The sequence below is a fragment of the Arthrobacter sp. K4-10C genome (assembly GCF_059090085.1).
The window spans coordinates 49,799-73,767 of record NZ_JBNHFI010000013.1 but is presented as its reverse complement, the minus strand read 5'-3'; the positions used below and the strand labels follow the sequence as shown (position 1 = coordinate 73,767).

22 protein-coding genes and 1 pseudogene are annotated in these 23,969 nt (G+C 64.4%); 5 read left to right on the top strand and 18 right to left on the bottom strand.

The genetic code is table 11. From position 1 onward, the window contains the following. The first annotated feature begins 9 nt into the window (after window positions 1–9). The 3 genes from AC5RUU_RS17535 (at window position 10) to iolB (ending at window position 2,901) form a co-directional block, all read left to right on the top strand. Window positions 10–921, top strand: coding sequence for a matrixin family metalloprotease (locus AC5RUU_RS17535; protein WP_493976484.1), 912 nt, complete (start codon window positions 10–12; stop codon window positions 919–921). A 257-nt stretch (window positions 922–1,178) separates the two neighbouring features. Continuing rightward, window positions 1,179–1,919, top strand: a complete 741-nt coding sequence (locus AC5RUU_RS17530; protein WP_493976483.1) for a GntR family transcriptional regulator — start codon at window positions 1,179–1,181, stop codon at window positions 1,917–1,919. A gap of 88 nt (window positions 1,920–2,007) precedes the next feature. Beyond that, window positions 2,008–2,901, top strand: a complete 894-nt coding sequence (gene iolB / locus AC5RUU_RS17525) for a 5-deoxy-glucuronate isomerase (protein ID WP_493976482.1) — start codon at window positions 2,008–2,010, stop codon at window positions 2,899–2,901. Window positions 2,902–2,947: 46 nt separating this feature from the next. On the opposite strand, the gene AC5RUU_RS17520 is transcribed toward iolB, so the two are convergent. From AC5RUU_RS17520 to AC5RUU_RS17455, 14 genes and pseudogenes are all read right to left on the bottom strand, one after another. Next, complete coding sequence (locus AC5RUU_RS17520; RefSeq protein WP_493976481.1) at window positions 2,948–4,003, bottom strand: Gfo/Idh/MocA family protein; 1,056 nt, start codon at window positions 4,001–4,003, stop codon at window positions 2,948–2,950. Continuing rightward, the gene (locus tag AC5RUU_RS17515; protein WP_493976480.1) at window positions 4,000–4,785 is read right to left on the bottom strand and encodes a TIM barrel protein; all 786 of its coding nucleotides are present in this window, start codon (window positions 4,783–4,785) and stop codon (window positions 4,000–4,002) included. The genes AC5RUU_RS17520 and AC5RUU_RS17515 overlap by 4 nt, the downstream gene beginning before the upstream one ends. Continuing rightward, window positions 4,785–5,873, bottom strand: coding sequence for a Gfo/Idh/MocA family oxidoreductase (locus tag AC5RUU_RS17510; protein ID WP_493976479.1), 1,089 nt, complete (start codon window positions 5,871–5,873; stop codon window positions 4,785–4,787). Before AC5RUU_RS17510 ends, AC5RUU_RS17515 begins: the two co-directional genes overlap by 1 nt. Window positions 5,874–5,960: 87 nt before the next feature. Continuing rightward, on the bottom strand, window positions 5,961–6,896 hold the full coding sequence (locus AC5RUU_RS17505; protein WP_493976478.1) for an ATP-binding cassette domain-containing protein: 936 nt from the start codon (window positions 6,894–6,896) through the stop codon (window positions 5,961–5,963). A gap of 12 nt (window positions 6,897–6,908) precedes the next feature. Beyond that, entirely contained in the window at window positions 6,909–7,958 is a 1,050-nt protein-coding gene (locus tag AC5RUU_RS17500) for an ABC transporter permease (protein WP_493976477.1), read from the bottom strand. 52 nt (window positions 7,959–8,010) lie between these two features. After that, complete coding sequence (locus AC5RUU_RS17495; RefSeq protein ID WP_493976476.1) at window positions 8,011–9,006, bottom strand: substrate-binding domain-containing protein; 996 nt, start codon at window positions 9,004–9,006, stop codon at window positions 8,011–8,013. A 434-nt stretch (window positions 9,007–9,440) separates the two neighbouring features. Further along, window positions 9,441–10,316, bottom strand: coding sequence for a sugar phosphate isomerase/epimerase family protein (locus AC5RUU_RS17490; RefSeq protein ID WP_493976475.1), 876 nt, complete (start codon window positions 10,314–10,316; stop codon window positions 9,441–9,443). A 76-nt stretch (window positions 10,317–10,392) separates the two neighbouring features. Then, a complete protein-coding gene (locus AC5RUU_RS17485) occupies window positions 10,393–11,406 on the bottom strand; it encodes a Gfo/Idh/MocA family protein (RefSeq protein WP_493976474.1) in 1,014 nt (337 codons plus the stop codon). A 45-nt stretch (window positions 11,407–11,451) separates the two neighbouring features. Continuing rightward, window positions 11,452–12,363 (bottom strand): sugar phosphate isomerase/epimerase family protein, encoded by a 912-nt coding sequence (locus tag AC5RUU_RS17480; protein WP_493976473.1) that lies wholly within the window; start codon window positions 12,361–12,363, stop codon window positions 11,452–11,454. Between the two features lie 40 nt (window positions 12,364–12,403). Continuing rightward, a complete protein-coding gene (locus AC5RUU_RS17475) occupies window positions 12,404–13,918 on the bottom strand; it encodes a CoA-acylating methylmalonate-semialdehyde dehydrogenase (protein WP_493976472.1) in 1,515 nt (504 codons plus the stop codon). Window positions 13,919–13,949: 31 nt separating this feature from the next. After that, window positions 13,950–15,877 (bottom strand): annotated as a pseudogene (gene iolD, locus AC5RUU_RS17470) (3D-(3,5/4)-trihydroxycyclohexane-1,2-dione acylhydrolase (decyclizing)). A gap of 33 nt (window positions 15,878–15,910) precedes the next feature. Beyond that, window positions 15,911–16,867 (bottom strand): Cgl0159 family (beta/alpha)8-fold protein, encoded by a 957-nt coding sequence (locus tag AC5RUU_RS17465; protein ID WP_493976544.1) that lies wholly within the window; start codon window positions 16,865–16,867, stop codon window positions 15,911–15,913. Window positions 16,868–16,875: 8 nt separating this feature from the next. Next, the gene (iolC, locus tag AC5RUU_RS17460; RefSeq protein WP_493976471.1) at window positions 16,876–17,874 is read right to left on the bottom strand and encodes a 5-dehydro-2-deoxygluconokinase; all 999 of its coding nucleotides are present in this window, start codon (window positions 17,872–17,874) and stop codon (window positions 16,876–16,878) included. Between the two features lie 191 nt (window positions 17,875–18,065). After that, window positions 18,066–18,470 (bottom strand): tautomerase family protein, encoded by a 405-nt coding sequence (locus tag AC5RUU_RS17455; protein ID WP_493976470.1) that lies wholly within the window; start codon window positions 18,468–18,470, stop codon window positions 18,066–18,068. 184 nt (window positions 18,471–18,654) lie between these two features. Here AC5RUU_RS17455 and AC5RUU_RS17450 point away from each other — a divergent pair, with 184 nt between their 5' ends. Continuing rightward, window positions 18,655–19,014 carry an ArsR/SmtB family transcription factor gene (locus AC5RUU_RS17450; protein WP_493976469.1) on the top strand — a complete coding sequence of 120 codons (360 nt, stop codon included), beginning with the start codon at window positions 18,655–18,657 and terminating at the stop codon, window positions 19,012–19,014. Continuing rightward, window positions 19,011–19,493 (top strand): SRPBCC family protein, encoded by a 483-nt coding sequence (locus AC5RUU_RS17445; protein ID WP_493976468.1) that lies wholly within the window; start codon window positions 19,011–19,013, stop codon window positions 19,491–19,493. The genes AC5RUU_RS17450 and AC5RUU_RS17445 overlap by 4 nt, the downstream gene beginning before the upstream one ends. A 162-nt stretch (window positions 19,494–19,655) precedes the next feature. On the opposite strand, the gene sucD is transcribed toward AC5RUU_RS17445, so the two are convergent. The 4 genes from sucD to AC5RUU_RS17425 form a co-directional block, all read right to left on the bottom strand. After that, on the bottom strand, window positions 19,656–20,558 hold the full coding sequence (gene sucD, locus AC5RUU_RS17440) for a succinate--CoA ligase subunit alpha (protein WP_493976467.1): 903 nt from the start codon (window positions 20,556–20,558) through the stop codon (window positions 19,656–19,658). An 11-nt stretch (window positions 20,559–20,569) separates the two neighbouring features. Beyond that, entirely contained in the window at window positions 20,570–21,739 is a 1,170-nt protein-coding gene (sucC, locus tag AC5RUU_RS17435) for an ADP-forming succinate--CoA ligase subunit beta (protein ID WP_493976466.1), read from the bottom strand. 223 nt (window positions 21,740–21,962) lie between these two features. Further along, the gene (locus AC5RUU_RS17430) at window positions 21,963–22,661 is read right to left on the bottom strand and encodes a hypothetical protein (protein WP_493976465.1); all 699 of its coding nucleotides are present in this window, start codon (window positions 22,659–22,661) and stop codon (window positions 21,963–21,965) included. A 27-nt stretch (window positions 22,662–22,688) separates the two neighbouring features. Continuing rightward, the gene (locus tag AC5RUU_RS17425) at window positions 22,689–23,969 is read right to left on the bottom strand and encodes a glycosyltransferase (RefSeq protein ID WP_493976464.1); all 1,281 of its coding nucleotides are present in this window, start codon (window positions 23,967–23,969) and stop codon (window positions 22,689–22,691) included.

The following is a 23,969-nucleotide window of genomic DNA, read 5'->3' as shown; positions in this document are numbered from 1 at the left end:
GACCACCTGATGGAGGCCCGGCCGCCGCGCCACTCCGCCAACAAAACCCGCACCGGACTGGGATTCCGGTCTATGCTGACCGGCGCGCTCCTGCTGTCAGCGGTCTTTGGCGGCGCCCTGATGCTGGACGACCCACGCGTCAAGCACCTCCTGGACGTCCGGATCGGCCCCGGCAACACCCAGCCCAAGAAAGGGGAAAACAACACAGAGCCGGGCGACGCCGGCGCGCAACTCCCGGCAGAGACCAGCCTGGACACCCCTCCCGCGGGTTATGAAGAAGCAGATAATCCCTTGGGCGCCCCCGCCCCGCCTGCCGTAGGCAGCGACTCCTACCGCTTCCTGGCGGTCAACGGCGACGGCAGCCCGGTGGGGTATTCGCCCTGCCGCCCCCTCCACTATGTGGTCAACGACGACCTTGCACCGGACGGCTCACAGCAGCTGGTCCCGGACGCCATAGCCACCATCTCGGCAGCAACCGGCATCACCTTCATCTATGACGGCACCACCAGCGAGCAGCCCTCGCCGCAACGGCCGCCCTACCAGCCGGACGCCTACGGCGAGCGCTGGGCGCCGCTGCTCATAGCCTGGACCACACCTGAGGTGGCCCCGCAGCTCAAGGGGAAAGTAATCGGCACCGGGGGCAGCACCCATTTCAGCTATGACGACGGGCCCAAGACATTCGTGACCGGCGGGCTGGACCTGGACGCGCCGCAGATCGCCAACGAACTGCTGAATCCGGACGGCCACCTCTACGCAACCGCGGTGATCCTGCACGAGCTGAGCCACGTGATGGGACTGGACCACGTGGAGGACCCCAGGCAGCTGATGTATCCGGAGATTGGCACGCCGGAGGGGTTGTCCGCGGGTGACCTGAACGGGCTGTACGAGTTGAGCAAGGCGCAGTGCCGGAAGGATCTCTGACCGGCCGGTCGGAACCGGGCTAGCCCTGCAGGACCGCCACGGCCTCGTCCACGGTGTCCACCAGGCAAATCCGCGGCGTGTCCTCCGTTATGCGGTTCGTGGCCGTAAAACCACGTGGGGATCCGCAAGACTCCTTGGCGGGCCTAAAGGTGCCTGCTATTATCGCCATAAAGGTAGTATGTCCTATCAAGCGAACATAGGCTGACATTTCGCAAGGTCCATCCAATACCGGAACCTGCGGCACAAGGGAGCGCTCAATGGCGAATCAACTAAACCTCAGCATCGACCGCTCATCGCCGGTGCCCCTTTACCACCAGGTGGTGCAAGGCATCGAAGCGGCCATCCACACCGGAGTGCTCCCTCCCGGCAGCCGGCTCGACAACGAGATTGACCTTGCCGCCCAGCTCAACCTGTCCCGGCCAACCATGCGCAAAGCCATGGATGAGCTTGTCCGGTCCGGGTTGCTGGTGCGCAAGCGCGGCGTGGGAACCCAAGTGGTCTCCAGCCAGGTCCGCAGGCCGTTGGAACTCTCCAGCCTTTACGACGACCTAAGCAACAACGGCAGCAAACCCACCACCGAAGTCCTCAGCTTCTCCCATGTTGAAGCCGACGCGGCCACGCGTGAAGCCCTCCACCTCCCCGCTGGCGCCAAGGTCTACCACTTCACCCGCCTGCGCAAAGTGGGCGGAAAGCCCTTGGCGCTGATGGAGAACTGGGTGCGGGACGACATCACGTCCATTGACGAGGTCCAGCTCAGCGAGCAGGGCCTTTACGGCATCCTGCGCAAGGGTGGCGTGAACTTCAGGCTCGCTTCACAGCGCATCGGAGCGATGGTGGCCAATGATTACCAGGCACCCCTGCTGGAGACCGAACCCGGCTCGGCGCTGGTGACCATGGAGCGCACCGCCGTGGACGACACCGGGCGCAATGTGGAAACCGGCCACCACGTCTACCGGGGTGATTCCTACAGTTTCGAAATGACCCTGGTGCAGCGCTAAGCGCGAAAACCCCTGACCCGGCGCGAAGCGCCAGGACCATGTGGGCGCCCAATCCCGGCGCCCGTCCCTGAACGAAAGAGCAAACTCTATGGCCAACTGGGTATATCCGCTGGGTTCCGCCGCCGACGGCAGCTGGGACGTCTCCCTTGGAACGGCCGATTCGGCCCTCAGGGTCGACGGCTGGGCCTACACGGGCCTGAAGGTCGCAACGCTCGCGCCGGGCGCCGCCGTCGAACTTCCCGCCTTTGGCGAGGAGCGCATTGTGGTACCGCTGAGCGGTTCCTTCACGGCCGCCGTGGACGGCGAGGACTTGCAGCTGGCCGGCAGGGACAGTGTCTTCAGCGGCCCCAGCGACGTGCTGTACACCGGCACCGGGAAGGCCCTCACCATCCGCTCCGCCGACGGCGGCAGGGTTGCGGTTGCGAGCGCGCCGGCAAAAACGTCCTACCCCACCCGGCTGGTGACCGCTGCGGAAACACCAGTGGAGCTTCGCGGGGCGGGCAACTGCTCCCGCCAGGTGCACAACTTCGGCACGCCGGCCGCACTGGAAGCTGACCGCTTTATCGTCTGCGAAGTCATCACGCCGGCGGGCAACTGGTCCTCCTACCCTCCGCACAAGCACGACGAGGAGAAGGACGGCGAGACCAGCCTTGAGGAAATTTACTACTTCGAGACACGGAAGGCCGCAGGTTCCGCTGCCCCCGCCGAGGCCGACGCCATCGGTTACCAGCGTGTTTACGCCTCCGACGAGCGGCCCATCGACGTGTCCGCGGAGGTCCGCACCGGCGACGTCGTCCTGGTACCGTACGGCTGGCACGGTCCTGCCATGGCGGCGCCCGGCTACGATCTGTACTACCTGAACGTGATGGCCGGCCCCGGCCCGGTCCGCGACTGGCTCATCAGTGATGACCCGCACCACGGCTGGATCCGCCAGACGTGGGAGGGCCAGGACCTAGACCCGCGGCTTCCGTTCTTGGGCTGAGCGCCTGAACACTGATGCCCCGTCCCGCGAAATGCGGGACGGGGCATCAGTTGCTTCGGAACGACCTTTGACTGGTTACTTTCTGGGCCACGCGCACGGGCACCCCGGTTGCCAGGGACTCTTGGGCAGCGTCCGCCACCCGCGATGCCATTACCGCGTCCTCGGGGGTACAGGGATTGTCCCGCAGGCCCAGGATCAGCTCCACGAACGCCGCCATCTCGAAGCGGTAGGCCGCATCAAACCTCTCGGCAAAGGTCTGGTGGGGTTCTCCGGACGGAAACGTTACGCCGGGTTCGGCCGAGGCCAGCGCAGTTGTGTCATCCAGCCCCACCAGCAGCGCTCCGCGGGACCCCTGGATTTCCAGGCGGACGTCGTGCCCGGCCCCGTTGTAACGCGAGGCGGAAACGGTGCCCATCGTGCCGTCGTCGAACGTCACCAGCGCGAGTGCCGTGTCCACATCCCCGGCCGCGCCGATGGCCGGATCCCCATTGTTGGAACCTTTTGCATACACCTCAACGATCTCCCGGCCCGTCAGCCAGCGGAGGATGTCGAAATCGTGCACGGAGCAGTCCCGGAACAAGCCACCCGAACCGGCCAGGAACTCGACCGGCGGCGGCACCATGTCGCATGTGACGGCACGCAGCGAGTGGATCCATCCGAGCTCGCCCGCCTGGTAGGCCCGCCGCGCCTTAAGGTAGCCGGGGTCGAAACGCCTCTGATGACCGATCTGCACAACGCCCTGCCGCTCCCGGACGTACTCAAGGACAGGCAGGGCTTCAGCCACATCCAAAGCCACCGGCTTTTCGCAGAAAACCGGAATGCCGGCGTCCACCCCTGCCTTGATCAGGCTGGCATGGGTGGCTGTGCCGGTGGCTATCACCAGGCCGTCCAGGCCGGACGCGAGCAGTGCCTCCACCGACGGAAGGAACTCGGCCCCCAGGCAATCGGCAACTGTCAGCGCATGCTGTCCGGCGATGTCGGTCAGCCTGAGCCTGACGTTGATGCCTTCGGCACCCAGGGCGCCGTTGAGTTCCGCGATATTGTGTGCGTGCATGGCGCCGATCCGGCCGACGCCCACCAGCCCAAGAGTTACATCGTTCATGGTTTGTCCTGTGCATGGACGGTGAAAGCTGTCCGGAAGGCGTCCAGGGCATCGTTACTTTCATCCTTGGCCCAGGCCTCCATTCCCACCGTGCCCTCATATCCAAGCCTGGTGAGGGCCTCTGCTACGGCCGCATAGTTGATTTCCCCAGTGCCGGGTTCGCACCGGCCGGGGACGTCCGCCACCTGAATCTCGCCGATGTAAGGCAGGGCCGACCGCACCAACTCGATCAGGTTCCCCTCCCCCAGCTGCGCGTGGTACAGGTCCAGCATCAGCCTGGCGTGGGGATGCCCGGCCGCTTCCACCAAGGCAAGTGTGTCCTTGGCCCGTGCCAGCGGGATGCCAGGGTGGTCAAGGATGGTGTTGAGGTTTTCCAGGCAGAACGTCACGCCATGCTTTTCTCCCAGGTCTCCAAGCCGTTCCAGCGTCCGTGCGCCGGTGGCCCACATGCGTCCGCTGGAACGGTACACGGGGTTGGCGGCCTGGCCGTCCACCAGTTCGGCAGGGTGTACCACCATGCGGCTGACGCCCAGTTCCAGGGCAGTGGGGATCAGCGACTCAGCTGTCCGCACCACGTCATCGGCCGAGTCCGGGTCCACCAGGCTGCCAGAGGTGTAGCCCGTCATGGAGGAGAAAACGGCACCAGTGGCCTTCAGTGCCGCGATGTCCCTACCGCGCGAATCCCACAGCTCGACGTCAAAGCCGGCTTCGTGGATCCGGCTCACCCGTTCCACGAACGGAAGGTCCGTGAAGACCATTTCCGCGCAGACTGCCAGGCGCATCAAATGGCTGCCCTCTGCGCGACAGCAACGGGGGTGCCACGCTTGACCGATTCGATACAGGCCAGCGCCGTGGCCAGGGCACGGCGCGCGTCAGCAGCGCCGGGGGTCAGGGTGAAGCCGGACGACGGCGACGGGCTACCGTCAGGCCGCGCACGCACCGCCCCGGCGAAGTCGGCAAGTTCATCCGTGTAGGCCTGGCGGAACAGCTCGACGTTAAGCCGCGGCGTGTCCGCGGAAAGCCCACCAGCGGTGTACCGGCGGGCCGCCGTTTCCGTGGCGCGGCCTGCCTGGACCATGCCACTGGAGCCGAAGACTTCGCCGCGGATGTCGTACCCGTACAACGCGCTGAAGTTGGCCTCGGCCACCGCCAACGCACCATTGCTGTAGCGGATGGTCACCACCGCGGTGTCCAGAAAGCCCTGGTCACGGAGGGAAGGCTCCACGAGCGCATCCGCCACGGCGTAGACCTCCACCGGTTCGGCACCCTCGTTGAACCAGTTGAGGGTATCGAAGTCGTGGATGAGGGTCTCCAGGAAGATGGTCCAGGCCGGCACTTTGGCCGCGTTGGGGATGCTTCCGTTCCCGGGATCGCGGGTCAGTGAGCGCAGGAGCTGCGGTGTGCCCGCAACGCCCGCGGCGAGGTCCTTCTTGGCGGCCTGAAAGTCGGCCGCGTACCGGCGGTTGAAGCCGATCTGAAAGTGCACGCCTGCTTCTTCGACGGCAGCGAGCGCGGCATCGAGTTCCTCCAGGCCCTGGCCGGCCGGCTTCTCGCAAAAGACGTGCTTCCCCGCGGCCGCGGCCTGTGCGATCAGGGACGAGTGGAAGCGCGCGGGGCTGGCGATCACCACGGCGTCGATCTCCGGATCGGCCAGGATGTCCTCTGCGTTGGCCGTCACCTTTGCGGTACCCAGCTTCCCGGCAAGGGTCTGGGCGGATTCGACCTTGGGGTCGGCGATGGCCGCCAGGACAGCGCCGGGGACGCGGCGGGCGATGCTGTCGGCGTGGAACGCGCCCATCCAGCCGGAGCCGATGAGCCCGATCCGTACCGGCGCGGGGCCGGCCGTGGGGTTCTGGGTGATGTAAGCCAAAGGCTCGTCCTTTCAATAGTCAGTACAAGGGTGGTTAAGGCGCGCGGGGCTCGTCCCGTCTCCCCGACGAGCCCCGTCCCGGTCCTGTTACACGTGGCGTGCGCTGCTTTCCCTTGACGTTCCCGTGTTGTGAGCAACGTCAAGGACCTCAGCCTGCACTTCCCTGACGACCTCGCCGTGGCCGCCGAGCTGCTCGAGCTCGTGGGCGAGCTCCGCAAGTTCAGCGCCGCCGGCCATTTGGGCGGTGAGCTCGTCCAGGGTGATGTCCTTTTTGTCGTAGTAGCCGATCGACTTGCCCCGTTTGAGCAGGAGGAACCGGTCACCCACCGGGAAGGCGTGATGCGGATTGTGGGTGATGAAGATGACCCCGAGCCCACGGTCGCGGGCCTGCAGGATGTAGCGCAGGACCACGCCGGACTGCTTCACGCCGAGGGCGGCCGTCGGCTCGTCCAGAATCAGGACCTTGGCGCCGAAGTACACGGCCCGTGCAATTGCGACGCATTGGCGCTCGCCGCCGGAGAGCTGGCCGATGGGCTGTTCCACGTCCCGGAGGTCGATGCCCATCTCGGCAAGTTCCTTGAGCGTAATGGCCTTCATCTTTTCTACGTCCATGCTCTTGAACGGGCCGAAGCCGCTGGTCAGCTCCGAGCCGAGGAAGAAGTTGCGCCAGATGGGCATCAGGGGCACCACGGCTAGGTCCTGATAAACGGTGGCAATGCCGGCGTCCAGGGCGTCACGGGGTGAGGCGAACTTCCGCTCCACGCCCATAATGTTCAGTACGCCTGCATCGTGCTGGTGCAGGCCTGCGATGATCTTGATCAATGTTGACTTGCCCGCACCGTTATCCCCCAGCACGCAGGTAACACGGCCGTTGTCCACGGCCATCGTGACGTCGCTCAGCGCGATGATGTTGCCGTAGTGCTTGCCGACTCCCTCGAGGGAGAGCAGGTGGACGGGGGTGTGCGTGAGGGGGTCGCGTTCATTCTGGAGCAACGTTTGCTGGTCGATCTGTTTGGCGTTCATATCTCCGGCCCCTTACTTCAGTTCCGCGCGGCGTTTGACGATGAGATTGACGATGGTGGCGAGCAGCAGCATCAGGCCCAGGAAGAACTTGAACCAGTCCGGGTTCCACTGGGCGTAAACGATGCCCTTGTTGGCCATGCCAAAGATGAACGCACCGATGGCGCCACCAATCGCCGAGCCGTAGCCGCCGGTCAGCAGGCACCCGCCGATCACCGCCGCGATGATGTAAAGGAACTCGTTGCCCACACCTTCACCGGACTGCACCGTATCGAAGGCGAAGAGGTTGTGCATGCCGAGGATCCAGCCACAGAAGCCAACGCCCATAAACAGCCCGATCTTGGTGGCCCTGACCGGCACACCGACGGCGCGGGCCGCGTTCTCGTCTCCGCCGACGGCGAAGATCCAGTTGCCCACGCGGGTCCGCATCAACACCCACGTTGCCACGGCGACGAGCGCGATCCAGATGAATACTGTGATTTTGACGTCGATGCCGGCAATGTTCACGGAGGATGCGAAGATCCCTCGGGCGGAGTCGAAGCCGTCCATGTTGGAAATGGACGGCGAGGAGACGGAACCGCCGATGAGACGCGTGAGGCCAAGATTCAGGCCGGTCAACATCAAAAAGGTGGCCAGGGTGACGATGAAGCTGGGCAGCTTGGTCTTCACCAGGATCCAGCCGTTGATGTAGCCGATGGCCAGGGACACCACCAAAGCCAGGAGGACACCGACCCAGACGTTCGTGCTGAAGTACCAGCTGAACATCGACGCCGTCAGCGCCGAGGAGATCACGGCGACACCGGTGGAAAGGTCAAACTCCCCGCCGATCATCAGCAAGGACACTCCCACGGCCATGATCCCGATCGTGGAGCTGCCGTAGAGGATGGTCGCGAACGCATTGGGCTGGGTGAAGGTCGGGGAAACCAGCGCGAAGAAAATGAACAGGACGATGGCGCCCACCAGGGCACCGACCTCCGGCCGTCCGAGGAGCTTTTGGAACGGACTGCGCTTAGCGACGCGCTCATCGGGCGCCGGTGACTTTATCTTGGTCTGAGTCATGGTCATGATGATTCTCCTTGCTGCCGGGCCGGCGTTTACCGGCCCGGCAAGCTGGCTGTTAACGGATACCCTGTTCGGCGAACTTCAGGACATCCGCCGCATTGGATTTGTCGATAAGTGCAGGACCGGTCAGGACCGACTGGCCGCCGCCGAGCTTGAATCCGCCGCGCTTGGCCTGCCACAGCGCATCGACCGCCCCGTAGCCCTGCAACCACGGCTGCTGGTCTACCGTGAACAGGACGGTGCCGTCAGAGATTTTCTGCGCCAACTCCGCGTTCAGGTCAAAACTTGCAACCTTGGCAGAACTTCCGGCGTCTGTGACGGACTTGAGCAGAGTCAGTGTGATGGGGGCGCCCAGCCCCACGATGACGTCGGCCTCCTTGGTAGCCTGGAGCTTGGCTGTCGCGGTGGACTGGACAGACGTCATGTCCTTGCCCTCGACGTAAAGGATCTCCGTTCCAGGCACCTTCGCCTTGACGCCGGCACAACGGGCTTCAAGTCCGACGTGGCCCTGCTCCTGGATCACGCAGACAGGGCGCTTGAAGTTCTCCGCGGCGAGTCGCGCGCCGACGGCCTCACCGGCGAGCTTTTCGTTCGAGCCGAAGTGTGTGAAGGCCCCCAGCTGCCCCGAAACACCCTCACCGGCGTTCAGGCTCACAATCGAGATGCCGGCGTCGGCCGCCTTCTTGAGTACTTCGCTGAGGGCTTCCGGCTTGGCGAGTGTAACGGCTATGCCGTCGACCTTTTGATCGATGGCCTGCTGGATGAGCTGGGCTTGGCGCCCGGCTTCGGGATCGGACGTGTATAGAAGCTCAACATTGTCCTTCGCCGATGCCTCCTCGGCACCCTTTCGAACGATGTCCCAGAAGGTGTCACCGGCTGCGGCGTGGGTGATCAGCGCGATCTTCATCCGGTCGGTGGTCGCCACCTGGCCTCCACCGCCGCCTGTGCCGGCCTCGGAAATCCGGCCACCACCACTTGAACATGCACTCAGACCCAGCATCGGTACCATCGCCGCTACCAGTGTCGCTTTACGCCAAGAAAATTTAGCCACGTGCATCTCCTTTGATATCAGCTCCGGGCCGCCACCGTGCAGCCCGGAATGTGCCTATAAACGATCATGGGGATCGGGACAATGCATGTCAATACTTTGTCCTGACATTAATATGTAAATACTTCAATCGTTCGCTTTTCCAGCCCATCGTGGCTGTGAAACTGATGGTGCCCACGCCCAGCACCCAAATACGGAGAAGCTGCTGTAGAGCCCAGTTGCAGCCAGGAGCTGCGGGATCATCCTGCGTCGGCCGTGCCGGCCAGTGGGGGCAAGCCCCAGGTCTTCCTGCACTAGGGCAACGCACCGTTGATGGCACCGTAGCCGAACAGCAGGCCCCGAACGTGGAAATGATGGTCACGGTCCGGAGTGCGCGTTTGTGGTTGCCGGACCGTTTCCCCCGGCGCCGGTTTCGACAGCTACGGTGTTCGCCCGACTCATACGCTGACCTTCTGCACGTACTGTTTCATCGTCTCCAGCTGGAACCGGGAGACGTCCTCCGCATTCTCGTCCTCGGCGAAGACACTGGACACCATGACGGTGTCATCCCGGTCCAGGAAGCCGATCTCCTTCAGGCCGCCGAAGAACTCGTCCCAGTTGACGTCGCCGTCGCCGATCTTCAGGTGCTGGTGGACGCGGACCGGGTTGCCGGGCGGGTTGGTGATGTACCGGAGGCCGTGCGAGGCGTGGTGGTTCATGGTGTCGGCCACGTGGACCAGGCGCAGCTTGTCGCCCGCTGCACGTATGATGTCCAGCGGCTGGTTCTTCATGTGGAAGCTGTGCGAGGCCACATAGACCATGCCCACATTCTTGGAGTTCAGGCCGCGGATCACGCGGATGGCGGCAAGGCCTTCCTCCACGAAATCGTCCGGGTGCGGATCGATCAGCAGGTCGATGCCTTCGCGTTCGATGATCGGAAGCAGCTCCTCCATGGAGCGGTAGAACGCCCGCTCGGACTCCTCCGCCTTCTCCGGGCGGCCGCTGAACTCGGTGTTAATGGTGCTGACGCCGAGGTCTACGGTGATCTGGATGGCGCGCTTCCAGTAACGGACCGCCGCCTCGCGGGCGTCCTCGTCCGGCCCGGACCAGCGGAGGACCGGCAGCACGGAGGCGATCTCGATACCCGCGTCCTTGCAGGCCTGGTTCAGCTGGCCCACCAGTTCATCGTCCGCTTTGGGGTGGTTGTAAAAAGGGATGAAGTCCGCGTGCGGGGTCATCTGCATGTACTTGTAGCCGAGGTCCGCAACCACCCGGGGAAACTCGAGCAGGCTGTGCGAGTGGTGGAACGGCGTGGGGTCAAGAGCGATTTTCACGAGAGAACTCCGTTGTGGATCAGTTGTGGGCGGAACTGCGGAAGGGGACGGATCTTGCCCGTCCCCTTCTCTCGTCCTACTTGTAGAGGTCCGGCTTCGGGGCCAGTTTCACTGCCACCTTCTCGCCGTTCTTCTGCGCTTCCACTCCGGCTTCGCAGCAGGCTGCGGTGGCGTAGCCGTCCCAGGCGGTGGGACCGCCGATCTCACCCTTACGTGCCGCGTCCACCCACGATTGTATTTCTACGTCGTACGCGGCACCGAAGCGTTCCTCGAAGCCGGGGGTCACGTTGCCGCCCCAGCGGCCGGCGCTGCGGGTGTATGGTCCCGTGTCGCCGCCGATGCTGACGATGCCTTCTTCGAAGGAGGCCTGGGTTGCCACCTCATAGCCGAACCTGGCATTCACATAGATTTCGACGTCGGCCAAGACACCGGATTCGGTCTCGATCAGGACATGCTGGGGGTCGTGCTGGCCGGCAGGGGCGTTCTTGGTAGCCTTGCCCAGGCGGACCTGGATGCTGGTGATCTCCTCGCCGGTGAAGAAGCGGATGGCATCAAACTCGTGCACCACCGAGTCGTTGATCAGCATCTCGTTGGTGAAGCCGGCCGGCGTGGTGGGGTTGCGGTGCTGGTGGTGCAGCATGAGCAGCTCGCCCAACTCGTGGTTGCGGATGATCTGGCCGAGGGCGGCGTATTCAGCATCGAAACGGCGCATGAAACCTACCTGGATACGCTTGTGGCCCAGCTCAACCTCTGCCTGCACGATCTTCCAGGAGGATTCAGCGTCGGGCGTCAGGGGTTTTTCACAGAGGATGGGGATGTCCTTCGCGATCGCCTGGAGCAGGATGTCCTGGTGCAGGAAACCAGGGGTGGCGATCAGGACGGCGTTGACGTCACCGTTGTTCAGGGCTTCCTCGGCGTTGGCGAGGGCCACCGCACCCGGGATGCCTTCGACGGCGGCTTGCGCCCGGGCCAGGTCGACGTCCACGACGGCGGCAACTTCTGCGCCGTGGATGCGCGTGTTGAGGCGCTGGATGTGGTCCGCGCCCATGCGTCCGGCGCCGATGACGGCTACGCGGAGGGTTTCAGTCATTGTTCTGTCCTTCGGTAGTTGGAATGGAGGCGGGCGTTTTTGTTGTCAATTGACCGTGGTTCGGGATCCGCAGGACAGCAGGTAGTTGCGGGTGCGCTTGGCAATTGGCATCGGGACATCGAAGGCCACCGGGTACATGTCCTGTTCCACGATGCCGAAGATGGGCCGGTTGAGGCCTTCCACAGCTTCAATGACGGCGCGAAGGTCCGGCAGGCCGTTCGGCGGCTCGGTCATAACGCCGGCCAGGTTGGCCGCGGCCCAGGTCATGTTTTCCTCGTTGACCTTCTTCAGGACCTCGGGGTTGATCTGCTTCAGGTGCAGGTAGCCGATCCGGTCCGGATAGTTCTTGATGAGTTCCAGGCTTGAGGCGCCGCAGTATTCGGCATGACCGGTGTCCAAGCAAAGGTTCAGGTACTGCGGGTCGGTGACCGCGAGGAGGTGCTCGATATCCTCCTGCGCCCCCACATGCGAGTCGGCGTGCGAGTGGAACTGCTGCTTCAGTCCGAAGTCCTCCAGCAGGGTCTTACCCAGGCGGTTGTGGCCTGCGAAGAGGTCGTTCCAGGCCTCCGCGGTGAGTTCGCCGCTCTCCACAGCTTCACCAGTGACATCGTCGCGCCACATGGCCGGGATGACCACGATGTGCTCGCCGCCCAGGGCGGCCGTCAATTCCGCTACCTTGCGCGCGGGTTCCCATGCGGTTTCCCACTGGTCCAGCCCGCGATGGAATGCTGTGAAAACAGTTCCTGCGGTGACCTTCAGGTTGCGCTGTTTGAGTTCTTCAGCGAGTCGCGTCGGGTCATTGGGCAGGTACCCGTAGGGGCCGAGCTCGATCCATGTGTACCCTGATTCGGCCACTTCGTCGAGGAACCGTTCCCAGGGGGTCTGCTTGGGGTCATCCGCGAACCAGACGCCCCAGGAGTCCGGGGCCGTGCCGATGATTAGTTTGTTCTCAGTCATGACGGCGTCGTCTTTCTCGGTTTTCCCGCTGGTGGCGGAATCAGTTGGAGGGGAAGTTGTAGGAGGCGCCGGAGGCTTGGGTGGGTTCGGGCCAGCGGGAGGTGATGACTTTGCCGCGGGTGTAGAAGGAGACGCCTTCGGGGCCGTAGATGTGCTTGTCGCCGAAGAGGGAGGCTTTCCAGCCGCCGAAGGAGTGGTAGGCCACCGGGACGGGCAGCGGCACGTTGATCCCGATCATGCCCACGGTCACGGAGCGCTGGAACTTCCGGGCGGCAGCGCCCGAGGACGTGAAGATCGCGGTGCCGTTGCCGTACGGGTTGGCGTTGATCAGCTTGATGCCGTCCTCCAGGGTATCCACGCGGACCACCACCAGGACGGGCCCGAAGATCTCCTCGGTGTAGGCGCTCATTCCGGTTTTGACGTGGTCGATCACGGTCGGGCCCACCCAGAACCCGTCCTCGTGGCCGGGGACCACCAGGTCGCGGCCGTCCACCACCATGGCCGCGCCCGCTTGCTCGGCTTCGGTGACGATCCGGACGATGCGTTCCTTCGACGCCGGGGTGATCACCGGGCCCATCTCCGCGTCCGGGGCGGTCCCGTTGTTGACCTTCACGGCCAGGGCCCGTTCTTCGACCTTCTTGACCAAAAGGTGCGCGGCATCCCCGACGGCGACGGCGACGGAGATGGCCATGCAGCGTTCCCCGGCGGAACCGAAGGCGGCCGCGGCGAGGTGGTCCGCGGCGTTGTCCAGGTCCGCGTCGGGCATCACGATCGCGTGGTTCTTCGCCCCGCCCAAGGCCTGGACCCGCTTGCCGTGCCTGGTGGCGGTCTCGTGCACGTACCGGGCGATCGGGGTGGACCCGACGAAGGAGATCCCGTCCACGTCCGGGTGGGTCAGCAGCCCGTCCACGGTTTCCTTGTCGCCGTGCAGGACCTGGAACACCCCGTCCGGCAGGCCGGCCTGCTTCCAGAGCTTGGCCAGCAACAGCGACGCTGACGGGTCACGTTCGGAGGGCTTGAGGATGAACGCGTTCCCGGTGGCGATCGCCATCGGCGCCATCCACAACGGCACCATCACCGGGAAGTTGAACGGCGTGATGCCGGCCACCACGCCGAGCGGCTCACGGAAGGAAAACACATCGATGCCGGTGGAGACCTGGTCCGAATAGTCGCCCTTGAGCAGCGTCGGGATGCCGCAGGCGTACTCGATGACCTCCAGGCCACGGCCGATCTCACCCTTGGCATCGGAAAGGACCTTGCCGTGCTCGGCCGTGATCAACGCAGCGAGGTCATCCACGTGGGACGCGACGAGCTCGCGGAACTTGAACAGCACCGCGGTGCGCTTCGCCAGCGAAATGTCACCCCAGCTGTCCGCAGCCTTCCGGGCGGCCGCAACCGTGGCCTCCAGGTCCGCCCGGTTGGCCAGCCGCAGCTCCCCGGTCACCTCCCCGGTAGCCGGGTTGAACACGGACGTGGTGCGGTCTCCCTCGCCGGCGCTTTCGGCGCCGTTGATGAAGTGCTTGATGACGGTGGTCGCAGTGGTGGTGGCAGTCATGGACTCTTCCTTGAGTGATGGAAAGGGGATGTCAGCCGAGCAGTTTGCGCTGGCGGGACTTGTAATCGGAATACGTCTGGTACGCCTGCTTGGTGGAGTCCAGTTCGGAGACCTGGGAGACGGGGACGTCCCACCAGGACTCGGAACTGGGAGCGTCCAGCAGCGGGTCGGACTCGACGTGGATCAGGATGGGCCCGCTCCGCTCCGGTGCGGCCTTGGCGTCGCGGATGGCCTGTTCGAGCTCAGCAATGACCTTCTCGCCCGGCTCGATCCGGATGACCTTCACGCCCAGGGACTCGGCGTTGAGGGCCAGGTCCACCGGCAAAGTTTCGCCTTCATCGAAGCTGTGCTGTTCCTCGTTCAGCGCCCGGTACTTGGTGCCGAACCGCTGGGAACCGAGCATTTCGGAGAGAGAGCCGATGGAGGCGTAGCCGTGGTTCTGGATCAGGACCACGATCAGCTTGATCCGTTCGGCGACGGCGGTGACCAGTTCGGTGTGCATCATCAGGTACGAGCCGTCCCCTACCATCACGACGACGTCGCGGCCGGTTCCGCCGGCAGCCACCTCAGCCAGCGCTGCACGCTTTACGCCCAGCCCGCCGGGGATTCGTAGCCCATGCAGGAGTAGGCGTATTCGACGTGGTAGCCGAATGGGTCGCGGACGCGCCACATCTTGTGCAGGTCACCCGGCAGGGACCCGGCGGCGCAGACCACCACGTCCCGGGCGTCCATGGCCCGGTTGGCGGCGCCGATGATCTCGTTCTGGGCCGGCAGCGGCGTGTAGCGGGTATCGAAGGCCTCGTCCACGGTGGCGTCCCAGCGCTTCTTCCCCGCCGCGATCTTCTGCTCCAGGTCGGCGCCGACGCGGTAGCCGCCCAGGGCCTGGTTCAGCTTCACCAGCGCCTTCCGGGCGTCTGCCACGATCGGCAGCGTGGTGCCGTGCTTGTACGCATCGATCGGGGCGACGTTGACATTTATGAACTTCACGTCCGGGTTCTGGAAGGCCGTCCGGGACGCGGTGGTGAAGTCTTCGTAGCGCGTGCCGATGCCGATGATCAGGTCCGCCTCGGCAGCGATGGCGTTCGCCGCCGTCGTTCCCGTGGAACCGATCGCGCCCAGGCTGAACTTGTGGTCCCAGGGCAGCACGCCGACGCCTGCCTGGGTGTTGCCCACCGGGATCCCGGTCAGCTCGACGAGCTTCGCGAGTTCCTCGTTGGCGTAGGCGTAGAGGACGCCGCCGCCGGCGATGATCAGCGGGCGCTTCGCGGCTCGGATGGCTGCGGCGGCGCGGGCTATGTCGTCATCGTCCGCGTCCGGGCGGCGGATCCGCCACTCCCGCTCGGCCAGGAACTCCTCCGGGACATCAAAGGCCTCGGCCTGGACGTCCTGCGGCAGCGAGATGGTCACCGCGCCGGTCTCCGCCGGGTCCGTCAGGACGCGCAGGCCGTGATGGAACGCGGAGAACAGCTGCTCCGGCCGGGTCACCCGGTCAAAGAACTTCGACAGCGGCCGGAACGAATCATTGACCGTGATGTCGTAGGCGTAAGGTTGCTCCAGCTGCTGCAGCACGGGATCCGCGGCGCGGGTGGCGAACGTGTCGGACGGCAGCAGCAGCACCGGTAGCCGGTTGGTGGTGGCCAGTGCGGCACCGGTCAGCAGGTTCGATGAACCCGGACCGATTGAGGTACTGACCGCGAAGGTCTGCCGGCGGCGGGTGTGCCGGGCGTAGCCCACAGCCTGGTGCACCTGGGCCTGTTCGTTCCGGCCCTGGTAGTACGGCATGATCGACGGATCCAGCTGCTGGTACTGCTTCAGCGCCTGGCCCACTCCGGCCACGTTGCCGTGCCCGAAGATGCCGAACGTGCCCGGGATCAGCCGCTCCCGGTAGTCCTGCGTGCCGATCCGGTCCACCGTGTACTGCTTGGAAAGATATTCGACGACGGCCTGCGCCACCGTCATCCTGCGTGTTCCTGTTGTTGTTCCCACGGGGAGCTACTCCGATACTTCTGCGGTGTGGTGAAGGAGGGAAGCGGCGGCAGCGACGGCGCCTGCCACGTCGCCGTCGGCCGGATACAAAAGGGTGCGGCCCACGGTGAGGCCCTGGACGCCGGGCAATGCCAGCGCTGCCTGCCAGCTCGCGAAAACTTCGTCCTGGGTACCCGCAGGGTCTCCGCCCAGCAGAACGGTGGGCATGGTGGTAGCGGCCATAACGCGTTCCATCTCAGCCACGACAGGCAGCTTCATCCAGGTGTAGGCGCTGGTGGATCCCAGGCCCTCAGCAATGGCGACGGACTTGATCACGGCGTTGGTGGAGAGGTCGTTGCGGACCCGGCCGTTTTCGCGGACTGAGAGGAAGGGCTCCACCATGGCGATCAGCTTGCGCTCGGCGAGGGAGTCGATGGCCTTCGCTGTCGATTCCAGCATGGACACGGTGTCAGGGTCGCCCAGGCAGATGCGGGTGAGCATCTTGCCACCGTCGGCGCCCAGTGCCTTCAGGGCTTCTGCGGTATGTCCGGTGAAGCGGTCATCGATTTCGTTGACCAGCCCGGACAGGCCGCCACGGTTCATCGAACCGAACACCATCTTGCCTTCCAGCGCGCCGAGCAGGAGCAGGTCATCCATGATGTCCGGGGACGCCAATACGCCGTCCACGGCCGGGTTGGCCAGCGCGATTTGGAGCCTGTCCAGCAGTTGGCGGCGGTCCGCCATCGCCACGGGATCGGACCCGACCGCAAGGGCGCCGCGGGCCGGGTGGTCAGCGGCAACAATGAAGTTTTGCTTGCCGTATTTGAGCCCTGGATGGCGGCGGCGCGACTGGGCGGCGCGGGCAACGGCGTCCGGGTCTTCCAGGCGGATAGTGCTCAGGTACTCATAGCGGCGGGGGTTGTCATCCGCTTCGACGGCGAAAGCTGCCGCCGGTTCCTGGGTTGCCTGGCCTGTGTTGGACACGTTGATGGTCACAGTGCGGCTCCTTCCGTGGCTGGCTGCGGAACCCGGCGGCCCCGTTCGGCCAGCAGCGAGGTGACCTCGTCCGGCGTCGGCATAGCGTCTGCGCAGGACAGGCGGGAGGCGACGATGGCGCCGGCAGCGTTGGCAAAGTCCAGGACCTGGGACAGCGGCCAGCCGGACAACAGCCCATGGCAGAACGCACCGCCGAAGGAATCTCCCGCGCCCAGGCCGTTGAGTGTTTCCACGGGGACCGGGGCAGAAACGACCCGCTCTGTGCGGGTCTTCGCCATCACGCCCTCGGGGCCGAGCTTTACGACGGCGATCTCCACGCCCGCGGCCAGCAAACGGTCTGCCTGCTCATCCGGGGTACCCTCGCCCACCGCGACAGCGCATTCCTTGTCGTTGCCGATCGCGACCGTCACATGCGCGAGGACCTTCGCCACCTCCGCGCGGGCCTCTTCTTCCGAGGCCCAGAACATCGGCCGGTAATCCAAATCCAGGACGGTGAACTGCCCGTTGGCCAGCCCGGTCCGCGGCCGGGCCTCATGGGCTGCTATGTGCGCACTGCGGCTGGGCTCCTGGCACAGGCCGGTGACCGTGGACCAGAAAATCCCTGCCTCGCGGATGGCGTCCAGGTCCAGTTCCTCAGCCCTGATCTGCAGGTCCGGGGCGGTGGGGAAACGGCCGTAAAAATACAGCGGGAAATCCTCCGGCGGCCGGATCGCGCAGAACGTGACCGCCGTTTGGAGTCCCTGCACAGGGGCTACAAACGAATTATCCACACCGAACTTGTCCAGTTCACGGTGCAGGTACTTGCCAAAGGGGTCGTCACCGGTCCGGGTGATTACGCCGGTGCGGCGGCCGTGCCGGGCAGCTGCGACGGCTACGTTGGACGGGGAACCACCGAGGTATTTCCCGAAGGACGTGACGTCCTCCAGCCCAACCCCGATGTCGTCCGGGTAGATATCAACGCTGATGCGCCCGATCGTAAGAAGCTCGTGGGTCACGATAGTCGTGGACCTTTCTGGAGTGGAACTCTTGAACCTCTGAGTCTCAGGAGCTCCGGAACTTGCAGGCCGTGGCCGGGGCCACACGGACTACTTTGCCCTAGATCAAATGTCCTGTCAAAGGTTTGTGCTGACATGCTTACAACAGTGGCCTTACCGCACCGCCATCCCCAACGGGGCGGCCTCGGGAGCTACCTTTTCGGCACGGACAGTTCCCCGGTGACGTACTGTGCGCGCCCGAAGCCGAACGACCAGTCACCGGCAGTGTTCTCGACATACCCGATAAAGACATCCGCCCCCGAAACGCCTACGCCGGAAAGCTTGTCGGCAACAGCTGAAAACAGCCGCTGCTTCGCCTCCTGCGAGCGTCCTCCCTGGGTGAAGATCTGAATCATGACCACGCCGCCCGTCCGCTCGAATCCCAGGCCGGCGTCCTGGGCGAAGATCTGCCCCTGCTGGTGCTCCGTCAGGATATGGAAATAGTCCCGCTCGGGAATGCCGTATTCGGCGAGGATGGCGTCGTGGATGGCGTGACTGAGCCGCTGCAGCTCCTCGGCGCTGCGTCCTTCATTGACGTCGATTCGGACAAGCGGCACATTGGCTCCTTCGGTAGTTTGTTCTGACATACTAACAAATTGCTTTTCACCGAGGCAAGATCGTGGGCCAAAAAGGGGGCAGGAAAAGTATTGAAACCCGAGGGGCTCGGGAGTAGCCTTAAACAACCGAAAGGTTGATAAAGGAAACAGTTGATAAACTAAGTAATTGATTAGCGAGGCCGTAATGAACTCCGGAAGCGTGGAACTGGACTCGGCTTTTATGGCCCTGGCCGATCCCGTCCGGCGGAGCATCATTGCCCGGCTCAGCCGGGGCCCGGCCACTGTGAACGAGCTGGCGGAACCATTCGAAATCTCCAAGCAGGCAGTTTCGAAGCACATCCAGGTTCTCGAGCAGGCGCAACTGGTCACCCGGACCAGGGAGGCCCAGCGCAGGCCCGTCCACCTGAACCCCGCACGGCTGGAGGCACTCACCGCCTGGATTGACCAGTACAGGTTGGTCCGCGAGGAGCAGTTCCGCAGCCTCGACGCCGTGCTTCAATCCAGCGCCGGGCAGGACGGCGCCAAGCCAAAGGAAAAGCAATGACCAACCCACTGAAACTCTCAGTCCCCGAAGGCGTCCCTTTCATCGACTACGAGCGTGAGTTCGATTTTCCCGTCGCGGACGTGTTCCGGGCCCACAAGGAGCCCGAGCTGATTGTGCAGTGGCTCGGGCCGCGGGGCTACAAGATGGACATCGACCACTACGATTTCCGTACCGGCGGCAGCTACAGCTACCTGCACACGGGCCCGGAAGGCGTGCCCTACGAGTTCAAGGGCGTCTTCCACACCGTGCGGGAGAACGAGTTCGCCATCCAGACCTTCGAGTTTGGCGGGTACCCGGACGTGGTCAGCCTGGAGTTCATGACTTTTGAGGACCTGGGCAACGGCCGGACACGGCTGCGGGGACATTCGGTCTACCCCACCCTGGAAGCACGGGACGGGATGGCCCAGTCCGGCATGGAAGGCGGCCTGACCGAAGGCTACGAACGCCTGGACGAGCTGCTGAGCGGCGCCAAGGTATAGGGCCCAAAGTACGACGACGGGCGGTGCTTTCCGCAGGGAAGGCACCGCCCGTCGTCGTACTTCGCCCGTCGTCGTACTTAACGACAAACGCGGGGCCACTTCGCGCCCGCTCCAAAGACTGGAACGGGCGGCAAGTGACCCCGCGTTGTTCGGCAGTAAAGCCTAGAGTGCTGCGTAAACCTCGCGAAGCAGCTTGGCGGTCTCGGACGGCGTCTTGCCGACCTTGACGCCGGCAGCCTCGAGGGCTTCCTTCTTGGCCTGGGCGGTACCGGCGGAACCGGAAACAATGGCACCGGCGTGGCCCATTGTCTTGCCTTCCGGCGCGGTGAAGCCTGCCACGTAGCCGACAACCGGCTTGGTGACGTTGGCCTTGATGAAGTCGGCGGCACGCTCCTCGGCATCGCCACCGATTTCGCCGATCATGACGATCGCCTTGGTCTCGGGGTCAGCCTCGAACGCGGCCAGGGCATCGATGTGTGTGGTGCCGATGATGGGGTCGCCGCCGATGCCGATGGCGGTGGAGAAGCCAAGGTCGCGCAGTTCGTACATCATCTGGTAGGTCAGGGTGCCCGACTTGGAAACCAGGCCGATTGGTCCCTTGCCCGTGATGTTTGCGGGGGTGATGCCCACCAGCGCCTCACCCGGGGTGATGATGCCCGGGCAGTTCGGGCCAATGATGCGGGTGACCTGGTTACCGTCGGCGTCCACCTTCGCCTGGGCCAGTGCCCAGAATTCAGCGGAGTCCTGGACCGGAACGCCTTCGGTGATGACAACCACCAGGCCGATGCCGGCCTCGATGGCTTCAACAACGGCGTTCTTGGTGAAAGCCGGCGGAACGAAGACGATGGAGACGTCGGCGCCGGTCTCTGCCATGGCTTCCTTGACGGTGCCGTAGACGGTGATTTCCTGGTCGCCGTGCAGCACCGTGGTGCCGGCCTTGCGGGCGTTGACGCCGCCAACAATATTGGTGCCCGCCTTCAGCATTAGGGCGGTGTGCTTGGTGCCTTCGCCGCCGGTGATGCCCTGGACGATGACCTTGGAGTCCTTGTTCAGATAGATAGACATGGTGCGTCCCTTTACTTAGCTGCGTTGGCGAGCTCGGCGGCCTTGTCGGCGCCCTCGTCCATGGTGGCGGCCAGGGTAACCAGCGGGTGGTTGGCCTCGTTCAGGATGCGGCGGCCTTCCTCGACGTTGTTGCCGTCAAGGCGGACTACCAGCGGCTTGTTCGCGGTGTGGCCGAGTTCGGCCAGTGCGCCGACGATGCCCTTGGCGACGGCGTCGCAGGCAGTGATGCCGCCAAAGACGTTCACGAACACGGACTTGACCTGCTCATCGCCCAGGATGACGTCCAGGCCTGCGGCCATGACCTCGGCGGAGGCTCCGCCGCCGATGTCCAGGAAGTTCGCGGGCTTGACGTTGCCGTGGTTTTCACCGGCGTAGGCAACGACGTCAAGGGTGGACATGACCAGGCCGGCGCCGTTGCCGATGATGCCCACTTCGCCGTCGAGCTTGACGTAGTTGAGGTCCTGCGCCTTTGCCTTGGCCTCAAGCGGATCGGCGGCGTCCTTGTCCTCAAGGAGTGCGTGCTTGGCGTGGCGGAACTCGGCGTTCTCGTCCAGGGAGACCTTGCCGTCCAGGGCGATGATGTCGCCGGCGCCGGTCCTGACCAGGGGGTTAACCTCCACGAGGGTTGCATCTTCCTTCTTGAAGACGTCCCAGAGCTTGAGGATGACGTCGGCCACCTTGCCGCGCAGTTCCTCAGCAAAGCCTGCGGCTTCGACGATTTCGTCTGCCTTGGCCTGGTCGATGCCGACAGCGGGGTCGATGGCAACCTTGGCCAGCGCCTCCGGGCGTTCGACGGCCAGCTGCTCGATATCCATGCCGCCTTCAACCGAGCACATGGCCAGGTAGTTGCGGTTGGCACGGTCCAGCAGGACGGAGAAGTAGAATTCCTCGGCGATATCCGCACCCTGGGCGATCATCACCTTCTTGACGGTGTGGCCCTTGATGTCCATGCCCAGGATGTTGGTGGCGTGCTCATGCGCCTCGTCGGCGGACTTTGCGACCTTCACGCCGCCGGCCTTGCCGCGGCCGCCGATCTTGACCTGTGCCTTGACGACAGTGACGCCGCCAATCTTCTCGGCAGCTGCCTTTGCTTCTTCTGGGGTGTACGCCACGATGCCGGCCAGCACGGGTACACCGTGCGCCTCGAACATATCGCGCGCCTGGTATTCAAACAGGTCCACGGTTTAGTGTCCTTCTACGTCGAAGTAGTTTCTGTACAGTCGGACACCATCGGAAGACGATGACCGGGCTGCGGATTGCACGCACCGGCGGCCTGTTGGAAACGAGCCACGCGGCGTGATGCTCCTCTGGGAACTCTAGTCCTTTGCGGGGACCGGCCCGTCCCAGAGTACCGCTTATGTGAGTAAGGACACTATTCTATGAGGCGTAGAAAAACCCGCGGATTTACGGGGTTTTTGAGGCCTCGGCAGGCGCCGCTGAGGCTTCTCCGGCGGGACCGGGAATCAACTCGTAGCGCTTGGGGGAAACGAAGAATCCGACGCCCGCGGACACGTTTCCGCATGCCACGCCGCCGTTGTAGGCCGAACACCGCAGCCCGTTCCGTTCGAGGTTCTGCCCCTCGGCCAGGACCGGCAGCTGGGCCAGCGCCCCTGCCCTGCTGCCTTTAGGCCCGTAGGTTGCCTCCATTTGTGTGACGCCGGACCGGCACTCGCCATACGAGGCCTTGTCCGGTTTCAGCAGGGCAACGCCGCCCAGGTAACCGAGCCCGGTTCCTGCGCAGTCGTCGCGGACGTCGTCGGGGCCCGGTGTGGGGTATGTGGCCAGTTCGCAGTGGGCAACGGGCACGATCGCCAGCCGGTTGTTCGCGGAATCGCTGTAGCCGTTCACTTCGTACGGCAGGTTGATGTGCTCTCCACGGGCGGCCGTGAGCGAACACGCCACCGTACGGTCTGCGGTGACGAACGAAAGGATGTCTTCCCCGTTCGAGAAATCCTGGGGGTTGGCCAGGGCAGCCTGCTCCAGCTGGTCCATAGGCGCGGGCGGTGCAGGCGGGACGTAGCCGGGGTCCTCCGTGGTGATGCTGCAGGCGGTGGCCGCCGCCAGGATCAAGGCGGCGAAGATCCCCAGAACAGTCCGTCGCATGGCCCCATTATGCTTTATGCCCCCCGCTCACCTGGAGCTGAGGACACCTTCCACGACGCCGGCCGCTGCCTCGGCAGGGTCCTGGTGGGCGAAATCCTTCCGCATCTGCTCCGCCCGGTTCTTCCATGCCGGGTCGGCCAGGATATTCCGCACGGCCCGCCCGATATTCTCCGGCGAGGGAGCGTCGGTCCGCAGGTTGATGCCTGCACCGGCATATTCGACCCTGGCATTGACGTCGCTCTTGCCTTCGTTGATTCCGGACACCACCAGGGGCACGCCCTTGGATAGGGCCAGTTGGACGCCGCCGAATCCTCCATTGGTGACAAAGACGTCCGTAAACTCAAAGACGGCCGCAAAGTCGATGTAGTCGCGGATCCGGATATTCGGCTGCGGAAAACGTGCCCGCAGTTCCTCTGTTCCCCGGCCTCCCGTTGCCACCAGGACCAGGGCGTCCATGTCCTTCAAAGCCTCCAGGGTGGGGATGATGAGCTTGCTATGGTCCACGTTGTCCACTGTCCCCTGCGTGACCACGATGGTGCCGGCATACTCCTGCGGCACCGCTTCCTGCACCGCAGCTCCCGGCACCCGGTAGGGCAGGAGCGCGCCGACGTAGTGGACCTTGGGGTTCGTGTTGCGGCGTGGAAAGTCCAGGGACCTGGTCCCGGTCTGGATGATTGCATCCGAGCACCGGTAGGGCTCGTCGGTCAGGCTGCCGCCTTTGGGGACCTCCTGCCCATAAAAGGTGTGCTGGCGCCGGTAGCTCCTGCTCGCAGGACGGAGGATGACCTTGTCCGACAACATCCCGGCCGCCGACTGCAGGACCTTTTCCGCCAAGTTGCGCGCCGGACGGAAGCCGAAGAACAGCGGGGGCACCAGCGGATCGCTTTCCATGTTGGGAACCACCACAAAGTTCACCACCGGCTTCCCCATCAAGTGCGAGACAAGGCGCTGGATGAACATGGAACTGTCCACCACCAGGACATCGAATGAGAAATCCTGGTCCAGCTCCCGGATGTCCTCGAAGAAGTTGCTGATATTGCTGGCGAAGATCTTTTCGCCATCGAATCCGATGGCCCGGGGCCCCTTCAGCTTGGCCCGTTCCGGATAGAGCTCCAAGAGGTTGTCAGCCCGGTGCTCGATGGCCCGCTTGAAGGGAAACAGCGGAATCCCGAACTCCTCCAGCTTGCGGGCAAACACCTGGCCCGTGTACCAGCGCACATCATGGCCGCGCTCTTTGAGCCTCATGGCGACGCCGGTCATCGGGTTGAAGTGCCCGTCGATAGCCTGGCTGGCGAACAGGATGTTCAT